At 56.4% G+C, this 26717-nt stretch carries 28 protein-coding genes and 1 pseudogene; 5 read left to right on the top strand and 24 right to left on the bottom strand.

Features of this window, described 5'->3' with window-relative positions:
- Window positions 1-55: 55 nt before the first annotated feature.
- Complete coding sequence (locus tag ACQK2M_RS01195) at window positions 56-790, bottom strand: helix-turn-helix transcriptional regulator (protein ID WP_425416285.1); 735 nt, start codon at window positions 788-790, stop codon at window positions 56-58.
- Window positions 791-995: 205 nt separating this feature from the next.
- On the opposite strand from ACQK2M_RS01195, the gene ACQK2M_RS01200 reads away from it, so the two are divergent.
- Window positions 996-2347, top strand: a protein-coding gene (locus tag ACQK2M_RS01200; RefSeq protein ID WP_425416286.1) for an IS3 family transposase whose coding sequence is annotated in 2 segments (ribosomal slippage) — window positions 996-1332 and window positions 1332-2347 — 1353 coding nt in all. Because the reading frame shifts where the segments join, the coding sequence is not laid out codon by codon here.
- Window positions 2348-2449: 102 nt separating this feature from the next.
- Complete coding sequence (locus ACQK2M_RS01205; protein WP_223479710.1) at window positions 2450-2914, top strand: hypothetical protein; 465 nt, start codon at window positions 2450-2452, stop codon at window positions 2912-2914.
- A gap of 119 nt (window positions 2915-3033) precedes the next feature.
- On the opposite strand, the gene ACQK2M_RS01210 is transcribed toward ACQK2M_RS01205, so the two are convergent.
- The 15 genes from ACQK2M_RS01210 to ACQK2M_RS01280 all read right to left on the bottom strand — a co-directional run bounded on the left by ACQK2M_RS01210 (window position 3034) and on the right by ACQK2M_RS01280 (window position 13441).
- Window positions 3034-3960: a cation diffusion facilitator family transporter gene (locus ACQK2M_RS01210; RefSeq protein ID WP_425416287.1), complete on the bottom strand. Its 927-nt coding sequence runs from the start codon at window positions 3958-3960 to the stop codon at window positions 3034-3036.
- Window positions 3961-3991: 31 nt separating this feature from the next.
- Window positions 3992-5470, bottom strand: coding sequence for a multicopper oxidase family protein (locus ACQK2M_RS01215; RefSeq protein ID WP_425416288.1), 1479 nt, complete (start codon window positions 5468-5470; stop codon window positions 3992-3994).
- 37 nt (window positions 5471-5507) lie between these two features.
- On the bottom strand, window positions 5508-6005 hold the full coding sequence (locus ACQK2M_RS01220; protein WP_425416289.1) for a c-type cytochrome: 498 nt from the start codon (window positions 6003-6005) through the stop codon (window positions 5508-5510).
- Between the two features lie 14 nt (window positions 6006-6019).
- Complete coding sequence (locus tag ACQK2M_RS01225) at window positions 6020-6685, bottom strand: L,D-transpeptidase (RefSeq protein ID WP_425416290.1); 666 nt, start codon at window positions 6683-6685, stop codon at window positions 6020-6022.
- Window positions 6682-7158 carry a DUF411 domain-containing protein gene (locus ACQK2M_RS01230; protein ID WP_425416291.1) on the bottom strand — a complete coding sequence of 159 codons (477 nt, stop codon included), beginning with the start codon at window positions 7156-7158 and terminating at the stop codon, window positions 6682-6684. The genes ACQK2M_RS01225 and ACQK2M_RS01230 overlap by 4 nt, the downstream gene beginning before the upstream one ends.
- Window positions 7155-7466 carry a hypothetical protein gene (locus ACQK2M_RS01235; RefSeq protein WP_425416292.1) on the bottom strand — a complete coding sequence of 104 codons (312 nt, stop codon included), beginning with the start codon at window positions 7464-7466 and terminating at the stop codon, window positions 7155-7157. The genes ACQK2M_RS01230 and ACQK2M_RS01235 overlap by 4 nt, the downstream gene beginning before the upstream one ends.
- Complete coding sequence (locus ACQK2M_RS01240) at window positions 7466-8023, bottom strand: L,D-transpeptidase (protein WP_425416293.1); 558 nt, start codon at window positions 8021-8023, stop codon at window positions 7466-7468. Before ACQK2M_RS01240 ends, ACQK2M_RS01235 begins: the two co-directional genes overlap by 1 nt.
- A gap of 58 nt (window positions 8024-8081) precedes the next feature.
- On the bottom strand, window positions 8082-8336 hold the full coding sequence (locus ACQK2M_RS01245; protein ID WP_425416294.1) for a hypothetical protein: 255 nt from the start codon (window positions 8334-8336) through the stop codon (window positions 8082-8084).
- A 127-nt stretch (window positions 8337-8463) separates the two neighbouring features.
- Window positions 8464-9849 (bottom strand): multicopper oxidase domain-containing protein, encoded by a 1386-nt coding sequence (locus ACQK2M_RS01250; RefSeq protein ID WP_425416295.1) that lies wholly within the window; start codon window positions 9847-9849, stop codon window positions 8464-8466.
- On the bottom strand, window positions 9842-10687 hold the full coding sequence (locus tag ACQK2M_RS01255) for a c-type cytochrome (protein WP_425419963.1): 846 nt from the start codon (window positions 10685-10687) through the stop codon (window positions 9842-9844). The genes ACQK2M_RS01250 and ACQK2M_RS01255 overlap by 8 nt, the downstream gene beginning before the upstream one ends.
- A 51-nt stretch (window positions 10688-10738) precedes the next feature.
- Window positions 10739-11236: a c-type cytochrome gene (locus ACQK2M_RS01260; protein ID WP_425416296.1), complete on the bottom strand. Its 498-nt coding sequence runs from the start codon at window positions 11234-11236 to the stop codon at window positions 10739-10741.
- 153 nt (window positions 11237-11389) lie between these two features.
- On the bottom strand, window positions 11390-11752 hold the full coding sequence (locus ACQK2M_RS01265; protein WP_025030056.1) for a hypothetical protein: 363 nt from the start codon (window positions 11750-11752) through the stop codon (window positions 11390-11392).
- Complete coding sequence (locus ACQK2M_RS01270) at window positions 11752-12201, bottom strand: c-type cytochrome (RefSeq protein ID WP_425416297.1); 450 nt, start codon at window positions 12199-12201, stop codon at window positions 11752-11754. The genes ACQK2M_RS01265 and ACQK2M_RS01270 overlap by 1 nt, the downstream gene beginning before the upstream one ends.
- A 132-nt stretch (window positions 12202-12333) precedes the next feature.
- Window positions 12334-13071 carry a DsbA family protein gene (locus ACQK2M_RS01275; protein ID WP_425416298.1) on the bottom strand — a complete coding sequence of 246 codons (738 nt, stop codon included), beginning with the start codon at window positions 13069-13071 and terminating at the stop codon, window positions 12334-12336.
- Window positions 13001-13441, bottom strand: a complete 441-nt coding sequence (locus ACQK2M_RS01280) for a hypothetical protein (protein WP_425420129.1) — start codon at window positions 13439-13441, stop codon at window positions 13001-13003. The genes ACQK2M_RS01275 and ACQK2M_RS01280 overlap by 71 nt, the downstream gene beginning before the upstream one ends.
- Here ACQK2M_RS01280 and ACQK2M_RS01285 point away from each other — a divergent pair.
- A complete protein-coding gene (locus ACQK2M_RS01285; RefSeq protein WP_425419964.1) occupies window positions 13364-13549 on the top strand; it encodes a DUF2933 domain-containing protein in 186 nt (61 codons plus the stop codon). The genes ACQK2M_RS01280 and ACQK2M_RS01285 overlap by 78 nt on opposite strands.
- 275 nt (window positions 13550-13824) lie before the next feature.
- Entirely contained in the window at window positions 13825-15939 is a 2115-nt protein-coding gene (locus ACQK2M_RS01290; protein WP_425416299.1) for a protein-disulfide reductase DsbD family protein, read from the top strand.
- A 189-nt stretch (window positions 15940-16128) separates the two neighbouring features.
- Here ACQK2M_RS01290 and ccmI read toward each other — a convergent pair whose 3' ends face one another.
- The 7 genes from ccmI to ACQK2M_RS01325 all read right to left on the bottom strand — a co-directional run bounded on the left by ccmI (window position 16129) and on the right by ACQK2M_RS01325 (window position 22827).
- Window positions 16129-17283, bottom strand: a complete 1155-nt coding sequence (gene ccmI, locus ACQK2M_RS01295) for a c-type cytochrome biogenesis protein CcmI (RefSeq protein ID WP_425416300.1) — start codon at window positions 17281-17283, stop codon at window positions 16129-16131.
- A complete protein-coding gene (locus ACQK2M_RS01300) occupies window positions 17280-17735 on the bottom strand; it encodes a cytochrome c-type biogenesis protein (protein WP_425416301.1) in 456 nt (151 codons plus the stop codon). The genes ccmI and ACQK2M_RS01300 overlap by 4 nt, the downstream gene beginning before the upstream one ends.
- A 26-nt stretch (window positions 17736-17761) precedes the next feature.
- Window positions 17762-18319: a DsbE family thiol:disulfide interchange protein gene (locus tag ACQK2M_RS01305; RefSeq protein WP_425416302.1), complete on the bottom strand. Its 558-nt coding sequence runs from the start codon at window positions 18317-18319 to the stop codon at window positions 17762-17764.
- 3 nt (window positions 18320-18322) lie between these two features.
- Window positions 18323-20320, bottom strand: coding sequence for a heme lyase CcmF/NrfE family subunit (locus ACQK2M_RS01310; protein WP_425416303.1), 1998 nt, complete (start codon window positions 20318-20320; stop codon window positions 18323-18325).
- Between the two features lie 64 nt (window positions 20321-20384).
- Complete coding sequence (locus tag ACQK2M_RS01315) at window positions 20385-20681, bottom strand: SHOCT domain-containing protein (RefSeq protein ID WP_425416304.1); 297 nt, start codon at window positions 20679-20681, stop codon at window positions 20385-20387.
- A 44-nt stretch (window positions 20682-20725) separates the two neighbouring features.
- Complete coding sequence (locus ACQK2M_RS01320) at window positions 20726-22108, bottom strand: ATP-binding protein (RefSeq protein ID WP_425416305.1); 1383 nt, start codon at window positions 22106-22108, stop codon at window positions 20726-20728.
- Window positions 22105-22827 (bottom strand): response regulator, encoded by a 723-nt coding sequence (locus ACQK2M_RS01325; protein WP_425416306.1) that lies wholly within the window; start codon window positions 22825-22827, stop codon window positions 22105-22107. Before ACQK2M_RS01325 ends, ACQK2M_RS01320 begins: the two co-directional genes overlap by 4 nt.
- A 568-nt stretch (window positions 22828-23395) precedes the next feature.
- On the opposite strand from ACQK2M_RS01325, the pseudogene ACQK2M_RS01330 reads away from it, so the two are divergent.
- Window positions 23396-24497, top strand: a pseudogene (locus ACQK2M_RS01330) (transposase).
- A gap of 620 nt (window positions 24498-25117) precedes the next feature.
- On the opposite strand, the gene ACQK2M_RS01335 reads toward ACQK2M_RS01330, so the two are convergent.
- Window positions 25118-26469 (bottom strand): IS3 family transposase gene (locus ACQK2M_RS01335; RefSeq protein WP_425416286.1). Its coding sequence is split into 2 segments (ribosomal slippage): window positions 25118-26133 and window positions 26133-26469, totalling 1353 coding nucleotides; the frame shifts between segments, so codons are not numbered across the junction.
- Window positions 26470-26717 lie beyond the last annotated feature (248 nt).

Below are 26717 nucleotides of genomic sequence, written 5' to 3' on the forward strand. Positions count from 1 at the left end.
GGAGAACCAGATATTTTGTGATGGTCAGGGGCAGTATCCGGCCGGTCAGCCGGATTTACAGCCGCGGGAAGAACAGCCCCGATTCATGGGCAATGGATACCGCATGGGTATTGCTGACAGCATTCAGCTTCTTGCGAGCAGTTTCGAGATAGCAGCGCACGGTGTTTATAGAAATGCCGAGAATGATTGCGCATTCCCAAGCGGTCTTTCCTTCGGAGATCCACTGCAGGCATTCGAGCTCACGCGGCGCGAGCTTCACGCCGGTATGAGACTGGGCCGCAAGCTGAAGGACCTTCTCGTGGAGATGTACGGCCAGCATCTGAAAGTCGCGCAGATATTCGAATTTGGCGGCCAGCCAGTCACGGTCGGTAAAGTCCGACGTCACGGTAAACAGGGACCTGTTACCGCCCCTGCCATGGACCGGGATCGTCAGGCCGTGGCGGCCAAGGCCGAACTCCGCCGCCTCGCCGAAGAATGCTTTCAGATCGTCTTGCGACGAATCGAAGTCATCCCAGTCGATCGGCAGTAGGCGCCGGAAACCCTGATGGACGACAGGATCGATTTCGACATAGCGCCGGCTCTTGTAGTGCACGACCCAGTCCGAGGAGTAGGTGACCGCAAGGAACGGTTCGCTTTCGTTTCGGGCGATTCCCGTGCCCATATAGGCGGCTGATTTGATGGCATAGGCCGGCAACAGACCTGCCATGACCTTGTCGAGCGTGTCGTGATCGGCCGAAGCCGAAATCTCGGCCAGAGCGCGTGCAAGGCTTCCGCCATCGTTCTCGTTCACCGTCGACACACCCCAATACGCAAATCTCGACCCGGAATATCTTCCGGGAATGGATTAAATCGACAATTGCAGGAATGGCTACTTCGCTTACATTCCCTTGGACCGGCGCCTGAAGATCATGTCCGGGTTCAGCACCAATGAGACAATTTCGGCTTAACGGATAGAGGAGGATTTCTGGCTCATCGTAGCCCTTCAAGGAGCGAAGATGAGACGGAAATCCGGGACACAGAAGGAGCCGGCGGAAAAGGTCATCAAGGACATCCGCCGTGCAACCCGCAAACATTATTCGGCGGAAGAGAAGATCCGCATCGTGCTGGAAGGCTTGCGCGGTGAGGAGTCGATTGCCGCGCTGTGCCGGCGTGAAGGCATTGCCGAGAGCCTCTATTACAATTGGTCGAAAGAGTTCCTCGAAGCCGGCAAGAAGCGGTTGGCCGGCGACACCGCGCGGGCAGCCACCAGTGACGAGGTCAAGCATCTGCGTCGCGAGGCCCATGATCTGAAAGAGGTCGTCGCCGAGCAGGCGCTGGAACTGCGGCTGCTTAAAAAAAGCATGATCGCGGATGGGGGCGACGACGAATGAGATATCCCGCCTCCGAGAAGCTGGAGATCATCCGGCTCGTCGAGCAGTCGCATCTGCCGACCAAGCGCACGCTGGACAAGCTCGGCATTCCCCGCTCGACCTTCAATCGCTGGTATGACCGCTTTCTCACCGGCGGCGTCGATGCGCTGGAAGATCGCAAGCCTCAGCCCGGGCGGGTCTGGAACCGCATTCCCGACGACATCCGAGAAAATATCATCGACCTTGCGCTTGATGAGCCGGAGCTGTCACCGCGCGAACTGGCGGTGACGTTCACCGACACGCGAGGCTACTTCGTCTCGGAATCCTCGGTCTACCGCCTGCTCAAGGCGCAGGATCTGATCACCAGTCCAGCCTTCATCGTCATCAAGGCTGCCGATGAGTTCCATGACAAGACGACCGCGCCGAACCAGCTGTGGCAGACCGACTTCACCTATCTGAAGGTCATCGGCTGGGGCTGGTTCTATCTGTCGACCATCCTCGACGATTACTCGCGCTACATCATCGCCTGGAAGCTATGCACCACGATGAAGGCCGGGGATGTCACCGACACGCTGGAACTCGCCCTGCAGGCATCGGGTTGCGACAACGCCAAGGTGATGCAACGTCCACGGCTCTTGTCAGACAATGGTCCATGTTACGTCGCCGGCGAACTGGCCGATTGGCTCTCCGGCATTGGGATGGAGCACACCCGCGGTTCGCCTTGCCATCCCCAGACCCAGGGCAAGATCGAGCGATGGCACCAGACGTTGAAAAACCGCATCCTGCTCGAAAACCACTTCCTGCCGGGTGCTCTCGAAACGCAGATCGACGCCTTTGTCGATCATTACAATAACCGGCGCTACCACGAGAGCCTCGGCAATCTCACACCGGCCGACGTCTACTTCGGACGCAGCCAGACCATCCTGCAGACAAGAGAAAGGATCAAACGCGAAACTATCAATCAACGGCGCTTGCTGCATCGCAAGGCCGCCGCTTAGAATGAAATCCTGATGGGCCAGAGCCTCCACTAGATCAGGCCGCCGAACTGCTCAAAACCTCTGACGACGGACATTCCGCAAAACCAAAGCCAGGGTCTTTCCATGCGCGCAATCACGTACCAGCCCGAATTCAACATCGTCGTATTCTCTTTTCTTCTCCATTTCGTATGGGAGTTCGTCCAGGCACCCACCTATGCCGGGATGATCGAGATGAACCATTGGGACGGCATCAAGCTTTGCATGTCAGCGACATTCGGTGATGTCGGCTTTGCCCTTGTTGCTTTCGGTCTCACAAGCCTGGCAGCGCGGACGCGTCAGTGGTTTCTCCGTCCTGCCGCTCGGCAGTATCTGATGTATCTCGGCATCGGGATCGGCCTGACAGTCGGTTTCGAGTATTACTACACGCAGGTCTCACTGCGCTGGACCTATTCGGGGCTGATGCCTCTGGTGCCACCGTTTGGAACAGGTCTGAGCCCTCTGTTGCAGTGGCTGGTCGTTCCAACAGTTGTCTTGTGGATCACGCGAAGACAGATCGCCGGAATCAAGGTCAAGGAAACCGAGCAATGATGGACAACAGTCTGGGAAGCGGCATGATGGGATTTGGTGGCATCGGGATGCTGCTGATCGGCATCCTCGTTGTGTTGGCGATTGCGGCCCTGGTCAAATATCTGATGAAGTGATCGCATTCACGTCGCCATCGACCGATCAACGAGCGCATCGATTGTGCGCGCTCGTTCCTCGTCATGACATCGGGTCTCCACCTGGATTGTAGTAAAGAAAAATCCGAACTCATCCACGAGCTTTCCTTGTGCAATCGTCAAGACCTCGTCCGAATCAATTTCGGCGCGTTTATCCACCATGACATGTGCCGAGAACACATATTTGCCGCTTGTAAGTGCCCAGACGTGGACGTGATGAACATTCTTCACACCCGGAATTGTCGCGAGAGCGGCCTTGGCTTCGGCAAGCGAAATCTCATCAGGCGTTCCCTCCATGAGAAGATGAATGGCGTCGCGCAGTATCCCCCAGCTGGCCCACAGAAGCAAAAACCCGAAGATAATCCCCAACACGGGATCAATTGCGAGGAAGCCGGTAAATCGGATCACCAGTGCAGCGACAATGATTATGAGACTGCCGACGAATGTCTGTATGATGTGCCAATAGGCACCCCGTACATTCAAATCACTGCCCTGTTGCCGGTACAAAAGATACAGCGAAATGAACTCCGTAACGAGGCCTCCCGCCGCTGCAATCAGCATCGGACCGGTGGGGAGATCGATCGGGTTTCCGAGCCGCATCAGGCCCATGACAATCACAACCAGGGCCATGATCAGAAGAAATGCGCCATTCACGAGCGCGCCAATGATTTCGGCGCGCAACCAGCCGAAGGACTTTTGTTCGTCCGCCGGCCTTTTCGCGATGCGGGCAGCGATGATTGCAACCAGAACGCCTCCGACCGCGGAGAATGTATGAAAGGCGTCGGAGATGACTGCGACCGAACCGGTCCACAGTCCGATGCCAAGCTCCACGATAAAATAGACGCCCGTGAGCCACGCAGAAATCGTAAGCGCCCGGCCGCTTGATGGCATATGACCGGCATGGTTTTCTGACATCGGTTTTGCCTCCTCTCAGGTCAGTTCGGAGCTAGGTCACAGTAAACTGCCCCATCATGCCACCATCCTCATGCTCGAGAATGTGGCAGTGATACATGAAGGGCGTTCGATCACCTGCGGGCTGCGTGAAGCGCATCAGCAATTCGGTTTCGCCATCAATGACGACAGTATCCTTCCACCCACTGCTTTCGGGTAGCGGATCACGAGCGTTTTCGCGGACGACCTGAAACGACACGCCGTGGATGTGGAAAGGATGGGCCAGCATGGTTGTGCTGACGACCCATTTTTCGGTGTCGCCAAGACGCACGCGTTGGTTGACGACGGCCATCTCGAACGGATCTCCGTTGATGGCAAACCCGCCCATCATGCCTCCTCCCATGCCCATGTCGAGTGAGAAGCGCCTGGTTTTGGCAATTTCAAAATCCGCAAGTGAGATCGCTACGCCTCCTATCGTATCGGGGATTTTGGCAACCGCGACCGGGAGGCGTTCATCGACAAGGATTGGCAGGACCTCGAAACGCCGCGCGCCCGTCAAACCATCGAGCATTCCCCGGGCACGGCCCATCATGCCGCCTATTCCCTGATTGGGATCACCGTCACTCACGAGAGAAACGCCATGCCCGCTCGTGAAATCGACCAGAATCTCTGCACGCTCACCGGGACCCATTCGCAGCGTTTCGAGTGCGATCGGCCGGGCAAGATACCCGCCATCGGTCGCGATGAGATGTATCGGGCGGGAGTCGCTCAGGCGCAACGAATAAATGCGGGCATTGGAAGCGTTAACAATCCGCAGCCTGACAATTCCCTTCGGTACATGCGCCGCCGTTCCAATCTGGCCGTTGACCAGGATCGTGTCTCCGGTCATGCCATGCATAATGTCCATCATCGAATTCGCATAGGCCAGCCGCCCGTCACCGGCAAATCTGCGATCCTGAATGACCAGTGTGAGATCGTCCGTGCCATAGGTTTCTGGCAATCCACGCTCCGCATCGTGGCCATCAACGATGTGGATCACTCCGGCCAACCCGGCATAGACATCCTGTGCCGTTCGCCCGTGTATGTGTGTGTGAAAGAAGGCCGTGCAAGGCGGCTGGTCGATCTGCATATCAGGCGTCCAGTTGGAACCCGGGCCGATCGGCAAATGCGGACCGCCATCGTGTTCGCCAGGTACGAGCAGTCCATGCCAGTGGGAACTGACAGGCCATGACAGGGCGTTGGCGACTTTCGGCTGCAACGGCCCCTTTTGAACGCGAACAACCGGCCCGAGATAAGGCTGGTTGAATCCGATTGTCGGTGTCGCCCTGCCGCCGATGAAACTGGTCGTGCCGGACTGTGCGGTCACGTCGAAACGCCCCGATTCGGAAGTATCGAGCAATGGCGGCATTTGAAGCCGAGGGAAGCCGGTTGCCCTGGCAAGGTTCACGGACGGCCGTGCGCCCAAAACGCCGTAGGCGGCGGCGCCAGCGGCCAAAGCCACACCTCCTGCAAGCAGTCCGCGCCGCGTTGTCATTAGCGTCTCCCTTCAACATTTTCTGCCCAACCTGCGTTCATCTCGTGTCCCGCGGTTCCAAGGCGTAGCGCTTGTTCATCTCGTCATGGCCGGCGCGGATTTCATCGGGCCAGGTGCTCTTGATGTAAGACAAGACGGCGACGATCTCCTCATCCGACAGAATGCCCTCGTAAGCGGGCATCGCGGATGTGTAATCCTTCAGATTGGCCGCTTCGGCGACCCCAAGTTTGGTGATCTTGAAGAGCAACTCGTCGGGATGATGCCAAGTGTGTCCTGTTTCATCGTGCGGCGGAGCCGGCATCAAGCCGTCGGGTCCCCGGGAACGCCAATCCTCTGCCTGGCCCTGCAATTCCGCTCCGTGACAGGACGCACAGTTGGCAGTGTAGACCTGTTGGCCGAGCGCGACTTTTTCCTGGTCATCCGGCCTAAGGAGAGCCGCGCTTTCCCCATTACCTGGGCCGACCCCAATCATGGCGACGACGCCGATCGCAAGTAATGCCAGACCGGCAAGGGAAATTATCTTCAATCGTCTCATCGACATGGCTTCACCTAAACGACCACCAGGGAAGACCCGCTGGGGACACGGCTGTAGAGATCGATAATGTCCTGGTTCATCAATCGAACACATCCGCTGGAGACAGCCCTGCCGATGGTCCAGTATTCCGGCGAACCGTGAATCCGGTACAGCGTGTCCTCTCCGTCCTGAAAAATGTAGAGGGCTCTCGCTCCCAGCGGATTATCGAGCCCCGGTGGCATGCCGCCATTGCGTGCGCTCCATTTTTCGAGGTCCGACTCCCGCGCGATCATTTCCTCGGGCGGAGTCCATTTCGGCCAAGCCTGCTTCCACTGGATGACCCCGCGGCCCGACCACGAAAATCCCGCTCTGCCGAGTCCGACGCCATACCGCATCGCCTTGCCGCCCTCCTGGATCAAATGAAGGTAAAACGTCTGCGTATCGACAATCAGGGTGCCGACCGCATGAGGCCCCGAATAGTCGACCTGACGACGCCAGAACCTCTCCGGGACCTTGTTCAGATCGACGGCCGGTATCGGAAAACGCTCTCCGGACATCGGCCCATACATGGTTGCATACGTGCCTGGAATTCTCGGTGCCGGTTGCGGCTCGAGCGCCTGTTCGGGTGTGGTGGTTGTACAGCCGGAAAGGGCAAGCAGCGACAGGCTGCCTGCCCCACCCAGGAGTTGCCTGCGATTCATTGCTTGCCGGCCTGGTAATACAGGGTCGGCGTCTCTCCGGTTTTGCCGGTGAAGGCGAGGACGTCGTATTTCGCCTTCGGATCTTCTCCCATGCCCAAAGAGCCCATCGGCATACCCGGCGTGGAAATGCCGCGAATATCCGGTTGTTCAGTCATGAGCTTGCTGATCGCTGCAAGCGGGACGTGTCCCTCGAGAACGTATTTTCGATCGCCTCCGATGGCGGCCGTATGACAGGCTTCGAGTTTTGCCGGCACGCCCGCCTGCTTCTTGATCGAGGAGAGGTCTTCCATGTCCTTTGTTTCGACGGTGTAGCCGGCTTTTTCGACTGCATCGACCCAGACCTGACAGCACCCGCACCAGGGTGTCTTGAAGACGGTGATATGCTTGTCATCGGTTTCGCCTGCATGTGCATGCAGCGTCAGCAGGTTGCCGGCCAACCATGATGCGGCCGCGATTTTGATCAGTGTTTTCATTTCTGGTCTTGTCCTTTGTGTGTTTGATGGCCGTGACAGGTCCGGCCCATGATCTTGTGCATGACGAGGTGCGCCCCAAGGCAAAAGCCGATTGGCGCCAATGCGCCGAGGCGTTCAGCCCAACCTGCGCCAGCGCCCATGCCCCAAAGCAGCAGTCCGGCGCCGCCGACCATCGGACTGCAGCATGCGATCATGATCCAGGTGCCGAATTTCCGCGGTTCGGGAACGCCCGTGACGTCATGTGCTCGAATTCTCGGCATCCCGGAGGAAAGTGCATAGGGCGATAGTTTTTGCGGGTCCTGAGCCATCACAGCACGACCACCTTTGCGCCCACCGGAACCTTTTCATACAGGTCCTCGACATGCGCATTGATCATCCGGATGCAGCCGTTCGAAACAGAGCGCCCGATCGAAGATGGCTGAGTGGTGCCGTGAATCCGATACATCGTGTCACGGCCACTGCGGTACAAATACAGCGCGCGTGAACCAAGCGGATTTCCGGGTCCGCCGGGAACGCCTTTTGCATATCTGGCGTATTTGCCCGGCTCACGCCTGATCATGTTCTTGGTCGGGGTCCAACTTGGCCACTTTGCCTTCCGCCCGATGGTGGCCGAGCCCCGAAAAGCCAGACCAGCTCGGCCGACGCCGACCCCATATCGCCTTGCTGTTGTCCGGCTTGTTTGCAGGTAGAGAAAGTGGTTGCCTGGATCGACCACCAGCGTGCCGGGACTGTAGCCGGAGAATCGAACAGTCTGCGGTTCGAACCGCGGATCAAGTTTGAAGACGCGTTTGTGTGCCTGTGCCAACGAGGCAGGCAGGAATGCCGACGACAAAGCGCCAAGCATGAAGCTACGTTTGGAAAGCATGGTTTCCCTCTCAAATCCAATTACTCGACGAACGCCATTGATGGCTGGCGAAGTAAGATCAGATCGAGATGGGGGGCCTCATCTGGAAATATATCACTTCCAGAAGCGTCTCGGACTGTGCCGGGATTTCAACCGACGCCAGGACAGGCGAACTTTGTAGCGGCGTGAATTCGGGAAGATAGTGGCAATCGGCCGCACAACTGCCTTGGCGGTTATCAATGCCGCTTTTCGACTTCTGACAGCACTTCATCGCGGCCGTCTTGTCAGCGGCCAGAACCTCATGAACCTGACCGGTCACTTTCGTCGATGTCATGTCGGCATGCGATTGGATCACAGCCGGCATCATGGCCCCGAGGACCAGAACCAGTATCATCAACGATGGTAAAAGTCTGCGCATTTCAGTAGCGTAACGCCGGTTCCGTAAATTTTCTACAATCGTCTCAGCTGACTTCGAACCATGTGGTCATGCCTGCCGCCGCGTGTTCCAGCATATGGCAGTGATAGAGCCATCTGCCGGGATTGTCAGCGACGAAGGCAACCTCCGTCGTCTGCTCAGGTCCAATCAGGAATGTGTCGCGCCAGGGCTTGCCGTCATCGACGTCGGCTCCGGATCGGCTGAGAACACGGAAGTGATGACCGTGGACATGCATGGCGTGTACCCAGCCTGTCTGATTTATCGTTTCCAGCAGCACCGTTTCGCCGCGCCGAACCGTGAAAAGCGGAGCCTCCGCCAGGTTTGCTATGCCGTTGAATGCCCAGGACTGGCCCGTTTTGCGGAAATCTTCGCCTTCAAGGCGCTTGCCCTTGTAGGTGATGTTCACAAAGCCGCCCATGGCGCCACCTTCCATAACGACCTTCACTTTCCGGGCGCCCGTCACATCGGGCTCCGGTATCAGGTTTACCGGAATTGAAGGCGTCAACTGCGCTGTACGCGATATCCCGTCGACGATCCCGTCGACCAGGGGGAATGGCTGATCGCCCGAAATCTCTTCGATCGTGAAATCAGCGTCCGGAACAACCATAAGGTCGATCCGTTGCGCTGGTCCGAGAAGATGCGGGGAATAAGGCAGAACGACGGATTCCGGCAGCGCCTGTCCGTCATAGGCAATTACCTTTCCGCCGAACCGATTGGGATCGAGTTCCAGAACACGTGCGTTCGAGGCGTTGATCAGTCTAAGGCGATAGGCGTCGCCACTGCGCAGCTTCAAGACCGGACGTGACTTGCCATTCACAAGGAGCCAGTTACCGAGACGCCCTCCGTGGCTCCAATCCATCAAGGAGCCGAAGCTGTCCGTGTCCAGAACGCCAGGCTGGCGCAAGCGCCAGTCATCAATGATGAGGGTGATGTCATGGTCGCGATCAAAGGTGGAGGTTCGCTCCTCCACGATCAACGGGCCATACAAGCCACGCCCGACCTCATTCCAACTCTTGTTGTGCGCGTGATACCAATATGTACCGGCATCCGGAAGCTCGAATTCATAGACGAAACTGTCTCCGGGCTGCACGGGTTCCTGGGTCAAGCCGGACACCCCATCCATCGCATTTTCGATGCGGATCCCGTGCCAGTGGATGGACGTGGGCTCCTCAAGATTGTTGCGAAAGTTGACGCGTATCCGCTCGCCCTTTCGGACCCGGATTTCAGGACCGGGTACAATGTCGTTATAGGCCCAGAGATCTGAGGGCTGCTGCTCGTAAAGTGCTTGCTGGACCGGTCCGGCGATCAGATCAAACTCCTGCGCACCCGCCTTTGCCACAGCAAGACCGGGCAGGACGCCTGCTGACACGAGCACCCCGGTTCCCGCCAGGAAATTGCGTCTGTCAATCATTCTCCCGCTCCAGCAAAAAGGTTGCGATTGCCGTCAGATCGTCCTGACTGAGAAAGGATGTTCCGTCACGCACCACTTCCCCCATCGAACCACCAAAAGCGTCGCCGTCCGGTTGGATGCCTGTTTTCAGCGCATAAGCCAGATTGGACACAGTCCAGCCCTTTTCCTTCAGCACATCCCTCCTGATCGAAGGGGACTTGCCGCCATCGGGCAGACTGTCTGATCCATGCAGGCGCAATTCCGCCTGTCGGGCACCCGTGAAGTTCCGTGGCGTGTGGCAGGCACCGCAATGCGCTGGCCCTTCAACGATATATTTGCCACGGTTCCATGCATCCGATCTCGCCGGATCAGGTTCGAATGTCTTGTTTTCCACGAATGCGGCGCGCCAAAGCTTCAGACCCTCGCGGAAGTTGAAGGGGACCGCCATCTCCTGTGGTTTTGATGGCTCCTCCACCGGCGGGACGGTCTGGAAAGCCGCCCAGAGATCGGCGATGTCCTGGTCTGTCAGCCGGGAATAAAACGGGTAGGGAAATGCCGGATAGTAAGGCTTGCCTTCCCGGGAAACGCCCTGCCGGACCGCCTTGGCGAAGTCTTCAACCGACCACGCACCTATCCCGTAGGTCGTGTCTGTCGTGAGGTTGGGCGAGTGGAAGGTGCCGAACTGGGTCGGCAATGCCAGGCCGCCAGCAAGCGGAGCGCCGCCGTTCTCGGCATCTGTGTGACAGGCTATGCACCCGGCCATGCGCGCCAGATAGGCACCACGGTTCGCGTTACCCAGTTCTGCGTTCAAGGAGACGGTTTTTCCGATAGGCCACCAATATAGGCCGGTAACCGCCACGCCGGCCAATGCCAGCGCAGCGGCTCCCAAGAGGAGCAACGTTTTCATGTGTTACTTCTTCTCCAGCCGGAATTTGGTATGGCAGGAAGAACACGTCCGGGCCACCATGTTGAAGACGCTGTCGGCGGGCATGGTCGCCAATTGCTCGGCGGTCATCATCGGTTGTGTAGTACCCATCATACCCGATCCGCCACCCATCATGCCGTTCTGGTTGCCCGTCATCATGGAGTTGTTGTTGTCCATCATCGAGCCTTGCGCGTCGCCAGACATGGCAAGACCGTTGTCAGCGGCGCTTTCCAGCCCGGTTGCATAGGTTTCCAACTGACTGGCCAGTGCTTCAAAGGCCTCCCAGTCAGTCCAGATTTCTGCCCGGGCTTCGGAAGGTGCCTCGGTCGTTCCTTCCGGAAACAGCGAGGTCATGGCTTTGCCGGCGTGGGATTTGATGATCAGCGCCCCCGCCTGCACCGACGCGGCATCGTAATCGACCTCGCCGCGCATCATCGCCGAAAGGGATTTGACGACCTTGCTCATGTCCATCATGGCATCCATGCGCTGCTTGTATATTCCGGTGGCGCCGCCATGGGCATAAGCCGCGACGCCACCTGCAAGGATGATGAATGCTGCCGCGGCAGCTGCAATTCTTGTTATCACGATTTCTCTCCTGAATGATCTCTTCGATGGCCAGGAATGCTGGCTGTTTCGTCAGAAGAGGATCCGCGGAGGTGGCGGGTCGAAACCGAGTGTGATGCCCGCATAGTTCGCGGCACCTGCCGGTCCATGCAATTCCGTGCGACAGCGGCTTTTGATTTCGACGGACTCGACCGGCAGAAGGATAGGCGCACCACAATGCATTGCGCGCGTCCCGTCCGACTGGTTTTGCGAAGTCCGCTCCGTGTGATCATGTGAGCCGTCGGCGAGAACGGCCTGGATCGGCCCGGCGTGTTCATGCGGCATCATATCAAAATGCGTGAACCTGCCGCCGGCAAGGACAAGCATGAAGACGGCCAGTACAGTGACCGGCCACTTCATCCACACAATCTTGCCCTCGATGTCATATCCCCTCATCAGAATATTCCGTTCGCCTTTTGCAAGGCTCGGACGTAGGCGATAATCTTGTCAACGTCTTGTTCGCTGACACCCGGTACCGGCGGCATGTTCCCAAAATGCCAGTGATGGGCGCGCACTCCGTTTTTTACCGCAAGCTGAAAAGCGGCATCGCCATGGTGGTTCGGCTCATAGATCCTGTGAACGAGGGGCGGAGCCGTACCATCCTGCCCGGCCGCATTAACACCGTGGCAAGTGGCACAATTCGCTTCAAACGCTATTCGTCCCGCTTCCGCTTTGGGCGAAAGCCCGGGAACTGCAACCGTGGCAAGAGCCGCACCAGCCTCCCCGGGTGCCACCTGCACCGAATGAGGATTCGGCTCCCGAGGAGAGCCTGTCCAAACATTTTCATAGACAACCACAAATATTCCGAGGCTAAAAACCCCAACAACTATGTATTTTGGGTTCATAATTCCCTTTTGTCGAAAGACTTATTTTAAATCGGCAATCTGTAGACTTGGCATTGCTTATCAATGCAACAACTCGGAGTTCAGCGCTCTGCGCTTCTGATGTGCTCCGTCAGAAATTGCTAACGAGATTGATCATTTCTTATCGTCTCTCGCTCGTGCATTATCTACAAGGCCTGCCAGTTTCTCCTTCTCCACGAACCCGGCCACTAGCTCATCACCAATAACAAACGACGGCGTACCATTGAAACCGAGCTGCTGGGTAAGACGCATTGAAGTAGAAATGTGCTGCTCGATCGACGGGTCGTTCATGTCATTACTCAATTGCTCCAGATCGAGGCCGACCTGCTTCGCCACCCGGAGGACAGATGCTTCTTCGGCGCGCTCCTGGAGTGCCATCAATGCCCAGTGGAACTCCGCATACTTGCCCTGCTCCCGAGCAGCAAGCGCCGCTCGAGCCGCAAATACCGACCCCTCACCCAGTATCGGCCACTCCCGATAAACGAGCCGTATATTTGCGTCTTCTTTCAGGAGAGCTTGAATTTCGGGCTTCACACGCCGGCAATAGGGACAATTGTAGTCAAAGAACTCTACAATTGTTACATCACCATTCGGGTTTCCAAGTACAGGTGCATTTGAATCCCGCTCCAACATATCGCGTTGACTTGTAAGCACTTCCGTCTGGGCAACGGCCTGCGCCTCCGCTTCACGCTTTCTCAAAATTTCCACCGCTTCCATCACGATTTCCGGTTTTTCCCGGATCGCTTCAAGGACAAGCGCTTTTACGCGCGCTTCATCCAAATCATCCGCAGCAGCACCGAACGGAAACGCAGTCAGCACCACTGCTGCAAACGACCAAGACTTGAAATTCATGCGCATCCTCAAAACCCGACAAAAAAGGCCCCCGCCTTTCAATCGACAATTCTCTGGAAATCAATTCCATCAGAATATCATTCTGAAAATGCCCGAACCGGTTTTTTTTGTAACCAAATGTATCCTTGACCTTTCCCTGCGGAAGGGCTGCAAATACGGAAAATCGCTTAGGAAAAAAGAAAATCAGATGCCTACCAAATCCCAAGTTAAAATGAATACCCAGTCGAACCTGATGCGCTTTGGGATGATGGCCTGTTGTGTCGTCATGCTGTTGCCCATAGCCGGGTTTTTCGTGGCTGGCGGCAGCTTGGCCGGTCTTTGGACTAAAGCAGGAGTGTTCGCGCCGCTTCTGCTTTGCGTAGGCGCTCATCTCGTCATGCACAAATTGATGGGTAGATCATGCCATGCGGCAAAGAGTGAAAATGAACTTCAGGCGGTACCAGTCCTTACGGATCAGCGAGCAGAAAATAGACAGTAATTAGGTTCCGTGTAGATCTTCGCCCCGGCTTTCCGAAACCTGCGAAGCAGGCCTCGACAGCAACGTACCCCGTCTCAAGGCATCATCTACCCGACTGCGTGCGGGATTGATCCTGTGGCATAGTTCGTGGCCGCTCCTTGTGGCCACCGACGATATGTACCAAAAGGTGAGCAGGCAGCATTGTGATAGCTGAAAGAAATCCGAACACTCGGCAGTTTGGCGCGGTCAAGCGATACATTGTGGTCGCCGTTCTGAACACGTCGTATTGAGCAAAGATGTCGAAGCTTACGGGAACCTTGATTGGCGCACTCGGGCTGGTGCTGCTTTCAACTTATCTGGCAGTTGCGAAATCATCGGTCCCGTTCACTTCTCCTGCCGTGACAGCAAAACTTGTCACCGCCCAGAATGGTGTGCCACCGGGCGCGGAATCCCTGTCAGCAGGCCTCGACCTGGATCTTGGTGAAGGATGGAAAACATATTGGCGGTCACCAGGCGAGGTCGGCATCCCGCCACGGGTCGATTGGTCAAGATCGCGAAATGTTGAACGGGTGGATTTCCTCTGGCCCGCGCCTGCACGCTTCACTGCCTTTGGCATAGAAAACTTCGGCTACAAAGACGAGGTCTTGTTTCCGCTTCGCATTATTCTGAAGCGCGCCGGTGAGCCGGTCCATCTTTCGGCAACAGTGAACCTGCTGACCTGTTCCGAGGTCTGCGTACCCCAAAACTTCGATTTGGAGTTATCTTTAAGCCAAGGGTCATCGATCGACCAGATATCGGCTGACAGAATTGGCGCCTATCTCAAACGAATTCCGGACGAAGAGGAAAAGGCGGGCATTACCTCTTCCAAAGCACACCTCGACGAGAAGCGCACAAAGCTGACCGTCGAACTGGAAAGCGACATCCCCTTCAAGACACCGGACATCTTTCCTGAACTGGGCGACGGAAGTGCGTTAGGAAAACCTGATATTCGCCTTAGCGGGAATCGCCGCCTCCTGTGGGCATCTTTTCCCGTGTTGGCCATCTACAAAAACGGTTTGATACCCCCCCGGATCACCGTGACCGACGGATCCGCTCGGTCACTGACCGTGGTCCCGAATTTGATAAAGTCCGCCCCTCCCCCTCCAACTTCGATCGAAGAACAGGCTCCCGCACTGGGTGAACTTCTTTGGATCGCGTCGATCGCGTTTATCGGCGGACTTATCCTCAACGTCATGCCCTGTGTTCTTCCGGTCTTGTCGGTAAAACTATACTCGGCAACGAAACAGCAAGGACGGACGGCATGGGCGACGCGCGCCGGTTTCCTCGTGGCAGCCGCAGGGACAATGACATTCATGTGGGCGCTTGCCTCGGCCCTATTCGGTCTTCGGTGGATCGGCGTGACCATCGGCTGGGGATTGCAATTCCAGAATCCCGCTTTTCTCACCCTTATGTTCGTGATCCTTGTCGTGTTCGCAACAAACCTTTTTGGTTTTTTTGAGATTACTCTGCCTACCGCCATCCAGAATCGCCTGTCGAGGTCTGGGGGCAACAATGGCTACTTATCCGACTTCTTTACCGGATTGTTTGGGGCGGTCCTGGCGACCCCGTGCTCTGCACCTTTCCTGGGCACCGCGGTCGCATTTGCACTCGCCGGGCGCGGAATCGATATTTTTATAGTATTTACAAGCCTTGGACTTGGTCTCGCACTCCCCTATCTCGCTATCGCCTCTGCGCCCCGACTGGTGAATTTTCTCCCAAAGCCGGGAGTATGGATGACGACGCTACGGTTTGTCTTGGGCGCTTTGTTGCTCGCTACCACGGCTTGGCTGCTGACGGTTTTAATCGGAGTAGCCGGTAAGTATGCAGCTTTTACTGTCCTGATGTCGACGACGGCTCTAGTAACTGTACTGGTTTGGCGGCGGCTTGGGGCAGCCCTGCGCTGGAGCAGTATCACCATCTTCGCGATCCTCCCCCTGTTCGCCGCAGAGGTTCTCACGGAGGATGAGGTAACTTCAGCAAGCAATGGAGAGAGCTTGAGCTGGCTTTCTTTTGACCGTGCGCAAATCCCGCGCCTTGTGTCGCGAGGTCAGACCGTATTCGTCGATGTAACTGCCGATTGGTGCCTGACCTGCAAGGCGAACAAAGCTCTGGTCCTGGATCGCGATCCTGTTGCATCGCGGTTGGACACGGAGGGCGTGACGCTCATGCGTGCGGATTGGACCAAACCTGACGAGCGCATTTCGAAATTTCTTGAGAGCTACGGCCGCTATGGCATTCCGTTCAATGCGGTCTTTGGCCCCGGCGCCCCGGACGGCATCGTGCTATCAGAGATTTTATCAAGCGCCAAGGTTATCGAGGCCCTGGATATGGCAACAAAAAAAGCTGATGATACTATGGCCGGAAGACGGTAGCTCTTCGAGTTTTGACTTTACATTTGTCCGGGGTTTCCGGCGATTGATGAGCTCGCGCATCCGTAAAGGCCAACCGACAGGGCAATTAAGTTTGCCACAGCGAAACCCGCGGTTTTCTTCTATCAGGACGAGAAAATAGACCCGGTTATCGGAGTTGCACCGGGTGCCCCTGCAATTCGCCGTGCCGATCTAATTCCCGAGTTTTTTCAAGCCATTCTCAATCTGAACGCGCCGCGAGTCGTTTTCGGGCACGTCGCCCAGAAGTGCCCGTGCTCTCACATAGGCAGCAATTGCCTCGTTACGCTCTCCGATGACGCTGTAAGCATTGGCAAGGCGAAGCCATCCGTCAAGATCTTCCGGCTGGCTCTCGAGCCTCGAAGCTAAGCGCTCCACCATTGAACGGATGAACGCCGCCCGATCTTCGCCGCTCATTGCCTGGGCGGCTGCAATATCCGCCGCTGTCGGACCACCTCTCCCCCCTGAAGCGTAGTCGGACATTCGCACCTCCGGCTTTCCGATACTTTCGCTGATGCGATTAGCTTCGCCCACGAATGCTTCCATCCACGGCGCAAAATCATCGGCGGTCTCCAACCGCCCGATCAGCAGATCATATGCCGCACTGGCATCACCGATCTGCTGCAGCGAAACAGCTTTGTAGAAGATGGCAGCGGGATTTCTCGCATCGAGTTCGATAGCCTTTTCTATCGCGATTTGCGCATTCGGCGTCACTATTCCGGCTTCCGCATTGATCAAAGCTTCGGCGAGCAACGACCATATAGCCGAGTTTGCGTCATCGCGCTGTACAACTACCTCAAACGCGTTGGCCGCATCTGCAAACAGTCTCAATCGCATGTAAGACTGCCCCAGAAGCATCCACCCATCGGTAGCTCCGCCACTCGGGTCCGCCAGCAAACGTCCCCTCAATGTTTCGGTAAGTTCGGCAATTCGCTGTTCCTCTGCGCGTTGGAAGCGGCGTTCCGCGTAAGTTTGACTGGCGAGACCGGGTGAGCCGTTGACTGCATAGAAACCGAATGCGAAGGCGGGCGCTATAAAAGCTAAGGCGATAATAGCCAGGCGGCCCTCGCCGGCCCTCATGGCCGCTGGTTCGGCTATTCGTCTCGACCGGGCCAGAATACGCCTTTTTATTTCCAACTGCGCAGCCGAAGCCTCCTCCGAGGCAATCAGGCCCCGATCTAGATCTCTTTGCACTTCGTCGAGCTGATCCACCAGGATCAACGGCACAGAATCGTCATCCGTCAAAACGGGAGAGTTGCGCATTGCAAGCGGCAAGAGTACCAGCCCTGCCGCCAAAAGCGCCAGAGCGCCAAAACCAATCCAGATCATGTCCGATTCCCAGCCTGTTGCGCTTTTACGAACTCCCGGACCTCTGCCTCTTCCTCCGCGCTCAACACGTCCGCGCATGGCTTGCTTCGATGCCGAACAAGGATGATGGCACCCGCCAATAGTACCACTACTGCGAACGCTGCCGGCGTAAGCCAGAGCACAGCGGTCTTTGGCTGGAACGGCGGGTTGAGCAAAACGAAATCTCCGTAGCGCGCCCGAATGAAATCAAGGACTTCCTTGTCATTGTCACCCTCGATAAGCCGTTCCCGAACCATCAGCCGCAGATCGCGCGCAACACCTGCATTCGAACTGTCGATGTCCTGGTTCTGGCAGACGACACACCGCAACTTTTTCGAAATATCGCGTGCGCGCGCTTCCAACACCGGATCCGGCAGTATTTCGTCGGGTTCCACTGCATATGCCGATACTGGCGGCAACAGCAGTACAACCATGATGACCAATATCCTGAACATCATCATCACTCGCTCGCGAACGCGCCGGCTTGTTTAAGCACCGTTCCGATTTTCCTCACGGCCTCGTCGCCAATGATGGGACCGACATAGCGATAAAGCACGGTGCCGGTTTCCCCGACTATGAAGGTTTCGGGCACGCCGGAAATCCCCCATTCGATTCCGGCGCGGCCAGTCAGATCGGACCCGATACGCTCATAAGGATTCCCAAGTTCAGATAGCCAGCGCACGGCATCTGCAGGCTGGTCCTTGTAGTTTATTCCGAACAGGCGAATGCCTTCCCTCTCGACAAGATCCGTGAGCACCCGGTGTTCGGCGCGGCATGGCACGCACCACGACGCGAAAACATTCACGACGATAGGCTGGCTAGCGTTCACCAAATCCGATCGCGCGAGCCCCGGAACGGATAAGCCTTCGATGGCTTCAAGTTGAAACTCTGGGACGGGTTGCGCAATCAGTACCGAGGGTATTTCGTTCGGATCACGGTCTGGATTGAGGCCCCAGAGGAAAAAGATCCCGAGAAAAAGCGCTATGAAAAAGGGCAATGATGCAAGCAATCGTGCCATGACTTATTCCGCTGGAACCGCCTGTGCATCTTTTACGGCGGGCCGTGGCGCCCCAACGCGCAAACGTCTGTCCGATAGCGACACCCCCCCTCCTAAAAATAATATTAGCGACCCTACCCAGATCAGATTTACTAGAGGTTCGTAGAGAATGCGCAAAGTCCATTGACCGCTTTCTCGCGCCTTCTTTGACGAGGGCTCTGATATCGACGCATATAAGTCTCCGGCCAAGGTCGAACGTATCGCTGACTCTGTAGTCGAACTTTGTGCGACGGGGTAGTTACGGCGTTCCGGGAAGAGTGTTGTGACAAGTTTTCCGTCTTTCTTAACCGATAACGAACCACGCTCGGCGAAGTAGTTTGGGCCTCTCACCCTCTCGACACCGTTAAAGGTTACCTCAAATCCCGCGATGGAAACAACGGAGCCCGGTTCAACGAAAGCGATTTCTTCGGACTTCCATATGCTCGAACCGATGAAGCCGAACATCGCAATGGACAGGCCTACATGCGCCAATGTCATCCCGTGAGCGGCGCGCGGGAGACCTTTCGCTCGGCGCAACGCTGTCGCCATCGGCAGCTCGAAAAGACGAATTCTCAATGCCCATTCTCTGACCGTTGCCAGGAACAGCCAAACTGAGAAAAAGATTGAGACATAACCCAGTACAGGTCCACCGCTGATAAAGTACCAAGCGGCAAGCGTGGCTAGCACGGTTAGCACTGCGACGAACTTCAAACGCTGCAGCACGCCTTTGAAGTCCGATCGCTTCCAAGACAAAAATGGCCCTATCCCCATGATGAATACGAGAGGCAGCATAATGGGAACGAAGGTTATATTGAAGAAAGGCGGACCTACCGAGACTTTTTCACCCGTGACTGCTTCGAGAAACAATGGGTAGAGCGTGCCAACAAGCACACTACCGGTTGCAGCCGCGAGAATCAGATTGTTAAGCATAAGACCGGACTCACGACTGATAGGCTTGAATAGTCCACCGCCTTCCATCATCGGCGCCCGCCACGCGTAGAGAGCAAGCGAGCCACAAATGGAAATGCCGAGTAACATGAGGATATACAGACCGCGTTCCGGATCGACCGCGAATGCATGGACCGAGGTCAACAGACCGGAGCGAACTATGAACGTTCCTAACAGCGAAAGAGAAAACGTGAGGATTGCCAGCAAGATTGTCCAGCTTTTGAAAGCATCACGCTTTTCCGTCACGATGGCCGAATGCAACAAGGCGGTTCCCAATAGCCACGGCATGAAACTCACATTCTCGACTGGATCCCAAAACCACCATCCGCCCCAACCGAGTTCATAGTAAGCCCACCACGATCCGAGCGCGATCCCGGCGGTAAGACTCATCCAGGCCGCCAAGGTCCATGGTCGGACCCATCGAGCCCAAGCGGCATCGATGCGGCCTTCGAGAAGCGCGGCGACAGCAAAAGAAAAAACAATCGAAAACCCGACATAACCAAAATATAGGAGTGGCGGATGCATGGCGAGACCGACATCCTGCAGAAGCGGATTAAGGTCACGTCCATCTGACGGCGGCGGAAAGACGCGTTCAAACGGATTTGAAGTAAGCAATAGAAACGACAAGAAACCTACGCTGATCCATGCCTGCACAGACAATGTACGCGCCATGACGGCTTCGGGAATGTTTGAGCCAAACAGGGAAACACTGGCACCAAATACGGCAAGGATAAGCACCCAAAGCAGCAGCGACCCTTCGTGACTACCCCAAGTACCGGCCACTTTGAACAACAGCGGCTTTAGTGAATGAGAATTCTCTGCGACATTCAAAACGGTGAAATCGCTAACTACAAACGACCACATGAGACTGGCGAAGGCGAGCGCGACGAACAGCAGCTGGCCGACCGATGTCGCCCGGGTTGAGCCCATCCAGAGAAGGTTCTTCTTCGCAACTCCGATCAGCGGAAGTACGCTTTGCACGAGGGCAAGAGCGAGCGCCAAGGCTAGCGCGAAATGACCCATTTCAGGTACCATGTTTCAACCTCGCTGCAATACAATGCTGTTCACTTCCGAATGGCTGTCGTGCGAGAAAGCGCGATCATTCTTCGAGAGCGGCTTTCCGCTTGCGATACTCGTCCTCATCGATTTCGCCTTTGGCAAATCTGTCTTTAAGAACATCGATCGCCTTGGAGGTGTGCACACCGGATTTGTTATCGGCGAGCCAGCGAACTGCGAAAAAAACGAGTACGATTACAACTCCCCAGAAAACCAACATCATGAGACCGCCCAGCATCCCAAATCCTCCGCCCCACGCCATATGGGTATAGTCACGAATCCAGGGCCCTTCCGGATCTGCCTTTGCACCCGAAGTCACAAACAAAGCCGCCAGTCCCATAGCTACTGATCTTAGTCTCATCTCAGTGCCTCTTCTTGAGTGAATTATGCCGAGATTGGTATTGTAATAGTGACGCACAGGCCGCCTTGTTCCCGGTTCTGAAGCGCTATGTCTCCGCCGTGCCCGCGAATGATTGTGCGTGCGATTGCCAATCCCAAGCCGTAGCCTCCTGTCTCCAGCGATCTCGAAGTTTCCAGCCGGAAAAATGGCTCGAACACCCGTTGGAGTTCAGCTTCTGGAATGCCGGGGCCATCATCATGGACTGTGATGACCAATTCATCTCCGCGCGTGAAATATCGAACATGCGCGGAACCACCATAGCGAATTGCGTTCTTGATGACGTTGCGCAAAGCCCTACGCAAAGCGGTAGGCCGGAACCGCGCCAAGACTTCTGGACCGGGTTCCAAGGAGAACGAGGAATTAGGTTCCAATTTCAATCCGAGGAAGAACTCTTGGACATTAACTTCCTCCGTATCCTCGGTAGCGCTCATTCCGCGTGCGAAGACCAGCGTAGACTCCACCATAGTTTGCATTTCTTCGATTGAAGCGATCAGACTCTCGCGGGTTTCCTGGTCATCAACCATCTCGCTTCGTACTCGCATGGCGGTGAGCGGAGACCACAGATCGTGCCCCAGAGCCGCCAGCAAAAGCGTGCGATCGGAAATGAAGCGCGTGAGCCTATTGTGCATCTGGTTAAAAGCGAACGTGAGTTGCCGGATTTCGCTTGGGCCAGACATTTTGAGGCTGGCGACACCCTCGCCCCGGCCTAATTTCTCGGCAGCTACGGCGAGGCGCCGCAACGGCCCTGTCAACTGAGTTAGGAGAAACCAAAAGACGGCGACCAGTATCGCCGCTGCCGTAAGCACGAAAGTCACCATCGAATAGAGCGGCCATTGAAGCGGCGGTCGCTCAAATCGTGTACCGACGTTCAACCATTGACCGCCCGACAATGCGATCGATAGGTTCATCTCGACGGCGGAGAGTTCGCCGCGCATCATCGCAATATGCAATTCAGCCATATCGGGCGACAAATGCGGCAACGGTAGAATCCGGCCCTCGATTTGGTGCAGCTCAACACGGATATCACGGCTGTATGTGTCGCCCAACAAGGTGCGAACACGGGATTCGACCACACCCCCAGCGGCGGTATCATTATGATCAACAGCCGGCTGGTCGCCTAACTCAAATCTCACCAGAGGCGAATTTGCTGCTCTTATAATGGATTCTCGCAGATCCGGCGATGCTTTTTCAATTAATTTTGCAACATTTGCGGCACGTCCGGTCGCCTCGAATCCGAGAGCGGCCCTGACCGCCAGACTTCGCTCGTCGGCGAAAAACCACAAACTAAACAACTGCGCAATTATCAGGGCAGCAATTACTAGCAGCACCAGTTGCAGTCGCAGGCTATTAAGAGAATCCCGGATCATTCCAGAACCTCTATATTCACCGCAAGGCAGTACCCTTCATTCCGAACGGTCTTGATGATTTTCGGTCGCAGGACATCAACCTCTATCTTCCGCCTGAGACGACTGATTTGGTTATCGATGGTACGGTCGAGTGGCCCAGCCGACCTTCCGGCGGTGAATTCGAGTAACTGCTCGCGGCTCAACACCAAACGCGTTCGTTTGAGAAGTATGATTAGAAGCTTGAAGTCCGAGGACGTGAGACGGATTTCATTATTCGCCTCATCGACAAGCACATGCTTGTCAACATCGAAAACCAAATGCCCGAAGCGTATGCGCTTCCCGGCGAAATCGCCTGCGTGCTTCTCCATCTGTCGCGAACGACGTAAAATTGCCTTTATGCGCGCCAATAGTTCGCGAGGATTGAAGGGTTTCGCCAGATAATCATCGGCTCCGGTCTCAAGGCCAGTTATTCGATCGGTTTCTTCGCCCAACGCCGTTAGCATTAAAATTGGAAGATCGCGCTCAACTGAAAGCCGACGACACAGAGACAATCCACTCTCGCCAGGCATCATCACATCGAGGACCAAGAGGTCGAAATGGCCGGTCGAGAGCCTCTCGTCCGCCTCGCGGGCGTCCTTTGCACATGTCGCGCGCATCCCGCTTCTTTCGAGAAATCGCTTAACGCTTTCCCGAATCTCTTTGTGATCGTCAACGACGAGTATGTGCGGGACAACTGACACTTCAATCTCTTCTAGTTAAAAAAATCACAGCTGGTCAGAGCAAAAATTGTCACCATTTGTATCAGAAGGCATTTGACGCGGACCACAGACCTGGTTCCCGCTAATCCCAACCTCTTTGGCAATCCTGGATTAACCCGCCCAAACATCCAGTAAGGTCATCATCCCCATCGCGATACGCGCCATATGATGGCGGTACGACATCAACGGCGCTTCCTCGCCCGCGTCAAAGGCAATCATAACTTATTAGATCGGCCGGGATATGTACCGGGTCGCGCATAGCTCCGATGAACCGATTGCCCGTCACACCACCCAACTTGAAAACATGCCTTAACAATTATATCAGATGGTCATCATAAACATGTCTGGAATATTGTAACGTGATGGATCTTGCGAGAGAAAAGTCGGCTTGATCATAGATGTTCGCGCAGCGCTTCGTAATGCGTTTTCCATTTAAGGCGCCGTACGCTCTTGCTAGCTTATGGTGTCCGGGTTCAGCGCCAATGAGACAATTTCGGCTTAACGGATAGAGGAGGATTTCTGGCTCATCGTAGCCCTTCAACGAGCGAAGATGAGACGGAAATCCGGGACACAGAAAGAGCCGGCAGAGAAGGTCATCAAGGACATCCGCCGCGCCACCCGCAAACAGTATTCGGCGGAGGAGAAGATCCGCATCGTGCTGGAAGGCCTGCGTGGCGAGGAGAGCATTGCCGCGCTGTGCCGGCGTGAGGGCATTGCCGAGAGCCTCTATTACAATTGGTCGAAGGAGTTCCGCGAGGCCGTCAAGAAGCGGTCGGCGGGCGACACCGCGCGTGCAGCCACCACCGACGAGGTGAAGGTGCTGCGCAAGGAGGCCCGCGACCTGAAAGAGGTCGTCGCTGAGCAGGCGCTGGAACTGCGGTTGGTCAAAAAAAGCATGATCGCGGATGGGGGCGACGACGCATGAGATACCCCGCATCCGAGAAGCTGGAGATCATCCGGCTCGTCGAGCAGTCGCATCTTCCGGCCAAGCGCACGCTGGACAAGCTCGGCATTCCGCGCGCGACTTTCAATCGTGGTATGACCGCTTCCTGACAGGTGGCGTCGATGCACTGGAAGACCGCAAGCCTCAACCCAAGCGGGTCTGGAACCGCATTCCCGACGAGGTGTGCCAGAAGGTTATCGATCTGGCCCTCGATGAACCGGAGCTATCACCACGGGAACTGGCTGTGACATTCACGGACATTCCCGCCTTCGGCTACAAGAACCACGCGGCAATCGACCGGCACCATGGCTTCATCCGCGGCTGGAACGTGACGAGTGCGGCCGCCTGGGACGGTGCGCAGCTCCGCAATTTCCTGGACCGGAGCAATACAGGCTCGACGGTGTGGGCAGACACGGCCTACCGTTCGAAGGCGAATGAAGCCCGGCTCGAACGGCACGGCTTCATCTCCGACATCCATTCGAAGAAGCCAAAAGGGCGACCACTGGGCGAGGCGACGTCTTGCGCCAGGGTGCGGCGTCCACGGATCCGGTCATGCATCGAGCATGTCTTTGCGCGGCAGAAGGCGCAGATGAACCACGTCGTGCGCACCATCGGCATGAAGCGGGCGCGGGTGAAGATCGGCATGTCCAACCTCGCTTACAACATGCTGCGTCTCGTCTGGCACGAGGGGCAACGTGCGCCCGCATGACGCCGAAATGGCCCGAGCCGACAGCGCGCCGGCCCAAATCACACCTCGGAAGGTCAGAAAACCTCTGTAATCACAGCCGGCATCCAGCCAATCTGCGCATCTCGACCATTTCCGGGCCGCAAACGTCGGTAATTAGAAGCGTCCGATTGGTTCCACAATCGTCGCTTGCTGAATTTCATCGGCAACACTCCGCCAGCAGAGGCCGAAGAAAAATTCAACGTAGCTCTGGAAACTTCAGAAATGGCCACGTAAGTTATTGATCGGCCTCCGTCACACGCGGGGCGGTTCAGTTGCGATGGTTGGCTAGGCCTAAACATCTGCGTGACGCAATCGGCCAAATGGCGGAGCGGAGCTCCAAAGGAGCCTATGCACGATAGGCAAAAATAAAAATTGATCCATACAATCGGCAACGATCTGGGCTTAGGCTGACGCAGGCCGAGCTAAACCGTGCCGCATCGTTTTGGTCAGGATTCGCAAATGCCCCGGACAATCCTTATGTCGTCGCTTGTTTTCCTTTTTTCGCTTCTGGTGTCCGGCTGCGTCACCGTGTCCGTCGTCAGAGGTTTTGAGCAGTTCGGCGGCCTGATCTAGTGGAGGCTCTGGCCCATCAGGATTTCATTCTAAGCGGCGGCCTTGCGATGCAGCAAGCGCCGTTGATTGATAGTTTCGCGTTTGATCCTTTCTCTTGTCTGCAGGATGGTCTGGCTGCGTCCGAAGTAGACGTCGGCCGGTGTGAGATTGCCGAGGCTCTCGTGGTAGCGCCGGTTATTGTAATGATCGACAAAGGCGTCGATCTGCGTTTCGAGAGCACCCGGCAGGAAGTGGTTTTCGAGCAGGATGCGGTTTTTCAACGTCTGGTGCCATCGCTCGATCTTGCCCTGGGTCTGGGGATGGCAAGGCGAACCGCGGGTGTGCTCCATCCCAATGCCGGAGAGCCAATCGGCCAGTTCGCCGGCGACGTAACATGGACCATTGTCTGACAAGAGCCGTGGACGTTGCATCACCTTGGCGTTGTCGCAACCCGATGCCTGCAGGGCGAGTTCCAGCGTGTCGGTGACATCCCCGGCCTTCATCGTGGTGCATAGCTTCCAGGCGATGATGTAGCGCGAGTAATCGTCGAGGATGGTCGACAGATAGAACCAGCCCCAGCCGATGACCTTCAGATAGGTGAAGTCGGTCTGCCACAGCTGGTTCGGCGCGGTCGTCTTGTCATGGAACTCATCGGCAGCCTTGATGACGATGAAGGCTGGACTGGTGATCAGATCCTGCGCCTTGAGCAGGCGGTAGACCGAGGATTCCGAGACGAAGTAGCCTCGCGTGTCGGTGAACGTCACCGCCAGTTCGCGCGGTGACAGCTCCGGCTCATCAAGCGCAAGGTCGATGATATTTTCTCGGATGTCGTCGGGAATGCGGTTCCAGACCCGCCCGGGCTGAGGCTTGCGATCTTCCAGCGCATCGACGCCGCCGGTGAGAAAGCGGTCATACCAGCGATTGAAGGTCGAGCGGGGAATGCCGAGCTTGTCCAGCGTGCGCTTGGTCGGCAGATGCGACTGCTCGACGAGCCGGATGATCTCCAGCTTCTCGGAGGCGGGATATCTCATTCGTCGTCGCCCCCATCCGCGATCATGCTTTTTTTAAGCAGCCGCAGTTCCAGCGCCTGCTCGGCGACGACCTCTTTCAGATCATGGGCCTCGCGACGCAGATGCTTGACCTCGTCACTGGTGGCTGCCCGCGCGGTGTCGCCGGCCAACCGCTTCTTGCCGGCTTCGAGGAACTCTTTCGACCAATTGTAATAGAGGCTCTCGGCAATGCCTTCACGCCGGCACAGCGCGGCAATCGACTCCTCACCGCGCAAGCCTTCCAGCACGATGCGGATCTTCTCTTCCGCCGAATAATGTTTGCGGGTTGCACGGCGGATGTCCTTGATGACCTTTTCCGCCGGCTCCTTCTGTGTCCCGGATTTCCGTCTCATCTTCGCTCCTTGAAGGGCTACGATGAGCCAGAAATCCTCCTCTATCCGTTAAGCCGAAATTGTCTCATTGGTGCTGAACCCGGACACGTCACCGTACTGGAAACGGTGAAGAAAGCCGATCAACCGATTCCCACTGAGCTCGTGGCGTCGATGCGGTCAAAGGGGATGACGTCTGCGGACCCGGTTCTCATTCGGCTGTTCAAGGAAGAAAGCGAGCTTGAGGTCTGGAAGCGAGATAAATCGGGTCG

It is taken from the genome of Oricola indica (assembly GCF_965227485.1).
Taxonomy (GTDB): domain Bacteria; phylum Pseudomonadota; class Alphaproteobacteria; order Rhizobiales; family Rhizobiaceae; genus Oricola; species Oricola indica.

Coding starts and splice junctions, on each gene's coding strand:
- ACQK2M_RS01225 (WP_425416290.1), bottom strand. CDS start 6,685: ATGAATCGCAGGCAACTCCTGGGTGGGGCAGGCAGCCTGTCGCTGCTT.
- ACQK2M_RS01250 (WP_425416295.1), bottom strand. CDS start 9,849: ATGATTGACAGACGCAATTTCCTGGCGGGAACCGGGGTGCTCGTGTCA.
- ACQK2M_RS01260 (WP_425416296.1), bottom strand. CDS start 11,236: ATGGATGCCATGATGGACATGAGCAAGGTCGTCAAATCCCTTTCGGCG.
- ACQK2M_RS01310 (WP_425416303.1), bottom strand. CDS start 20,320: ATGGTACCTGAAATGGGTCATTTCGCGCTAGCCTTGGCGCTCGCTCTT.
- ACQK2M_RS01210 (WP_425416287.1), bottom strand. CDS start 3,960: ATGTCAGAAAACCATGCCGGTCATATGCCATCAAGCGGCCGGGCGCTT.
- ACQK2M_RS01245 (WP_425416294.1), bottom strand. CDS start 8,336: ATGACATCGACGAAAGTGACCGGTCAGGTTCATGAGGTTCTGGCCGCT.
- ACQK2M_RS01235 (WP_425416292.1), bottom strand. CDS start 7,466: ATGGCTCAGGACCCGCAAAAACTATCGCCCTATGCACTTTCCTCCGGG.
- ACQK2M_RS01320 (WP_425416305.1), bottom strand. CDS start 22,108: ATGATCCGGGATTCTCTTAATAGCCTGCGACTGCAACTGGTGCTGCTA.
- ACQK2M_RS01305 (WP_425416302.1), bottom strand. CDS start 18,319: ATGGCACGATTGCTTGCATCATTGCCCTTTTTCATAGCGCTTTTTCTC.
- ACQK2M_RS01270 (WP_425416297.1), bottom strand. CDS start 12,201: ATGAACCCAAAATACATAGTTGTTGGGGTTTTTAGCCTCGGAATATTT.
- ACQK2M_RS01275 (WP_425416298.1), bottom strand. CDS start 13,071: ATGAATTTCAAGTCTTGGTCGTTTGCAGCAGTGGTGCTGACTGCGTTT.
- ACQK2M_RS01240 (WP_425416293.1), bottom strand. CDS start 8,023: ATGCTTTCCAAACGTAGCTTCATGCTTGGCGCTTTGTCGTCGGCATTC.
- ACQK2M_RS01280 (WP_425420129.1), bottom strand. CDS start 13,441: ATGAGCGCCTACGCAAAGCAGAAGCGGCGCGAACACTCCTGCTTTAGT.
- ACQK2M_RS01315 (WP_425416304.1), bottom strand. CDS start 20,681: ATGGGACTGGCGGCTTTGTTTGTGACTTCGGGTGCAAAGGCAGATCCG.
- ccmI (WP_425416300.1), bottom strand. CDS start 17,283: ATGATCTGGATTGGTTTTGGCGCTCTGGCGCTTTTGGCGGCAGGGCTG.
- ACQK2M_RS01220 (WP_425416289.1), bottom strand. CDS start 6,005: ATGAGACGATTGAAGATAATTTCCCTTGCCGGTCTGGCATTACTTGCG.
- ACQK2M_RS01215 (WP_425416288.1), bottom strand. CDS start 5,470: ATGACAACGCGGCGCGGACTGCTTGCAGGAGGTGTGGCTTTGGCCGCT.
- ACQK2M_RS01290 (WP_425416299.1), top strand. CDS start 13,825: ATGTCGAAGCTTACGGGAACCTTGATTGGCGCACTCGGGCTGGTGCTG.
- ACQK2M_RS01300 (WP_425416301.1), bottom strand. CDS start 17,735: ATGGTTGTACTGCTGTTGCCGCCAGTATCGGCATATGCAGTGGAACCC.
- ACQK2M_RS01265 (WP_025030056.1), bottom strand. CDS start 11,752: ATGAGGGGATATGACATCGAGGGCAAGATTGTGTGGATGAAGTGGCCG.
- ACQK2M_RS01230 (WP_425416291.1), bottom strand. CDS start 7,158: ATGAAAACACTGATCAAAATCGCGGCCGCATCATGGTTGGCCGGCAAC.
- ACQK2M_RS01205 (WP_223479710.1), top strand. CDS start 2,450: ATGCGCGCAATCACGTACCAGCCCGAATTCAACATCGTCGTATTCTCT.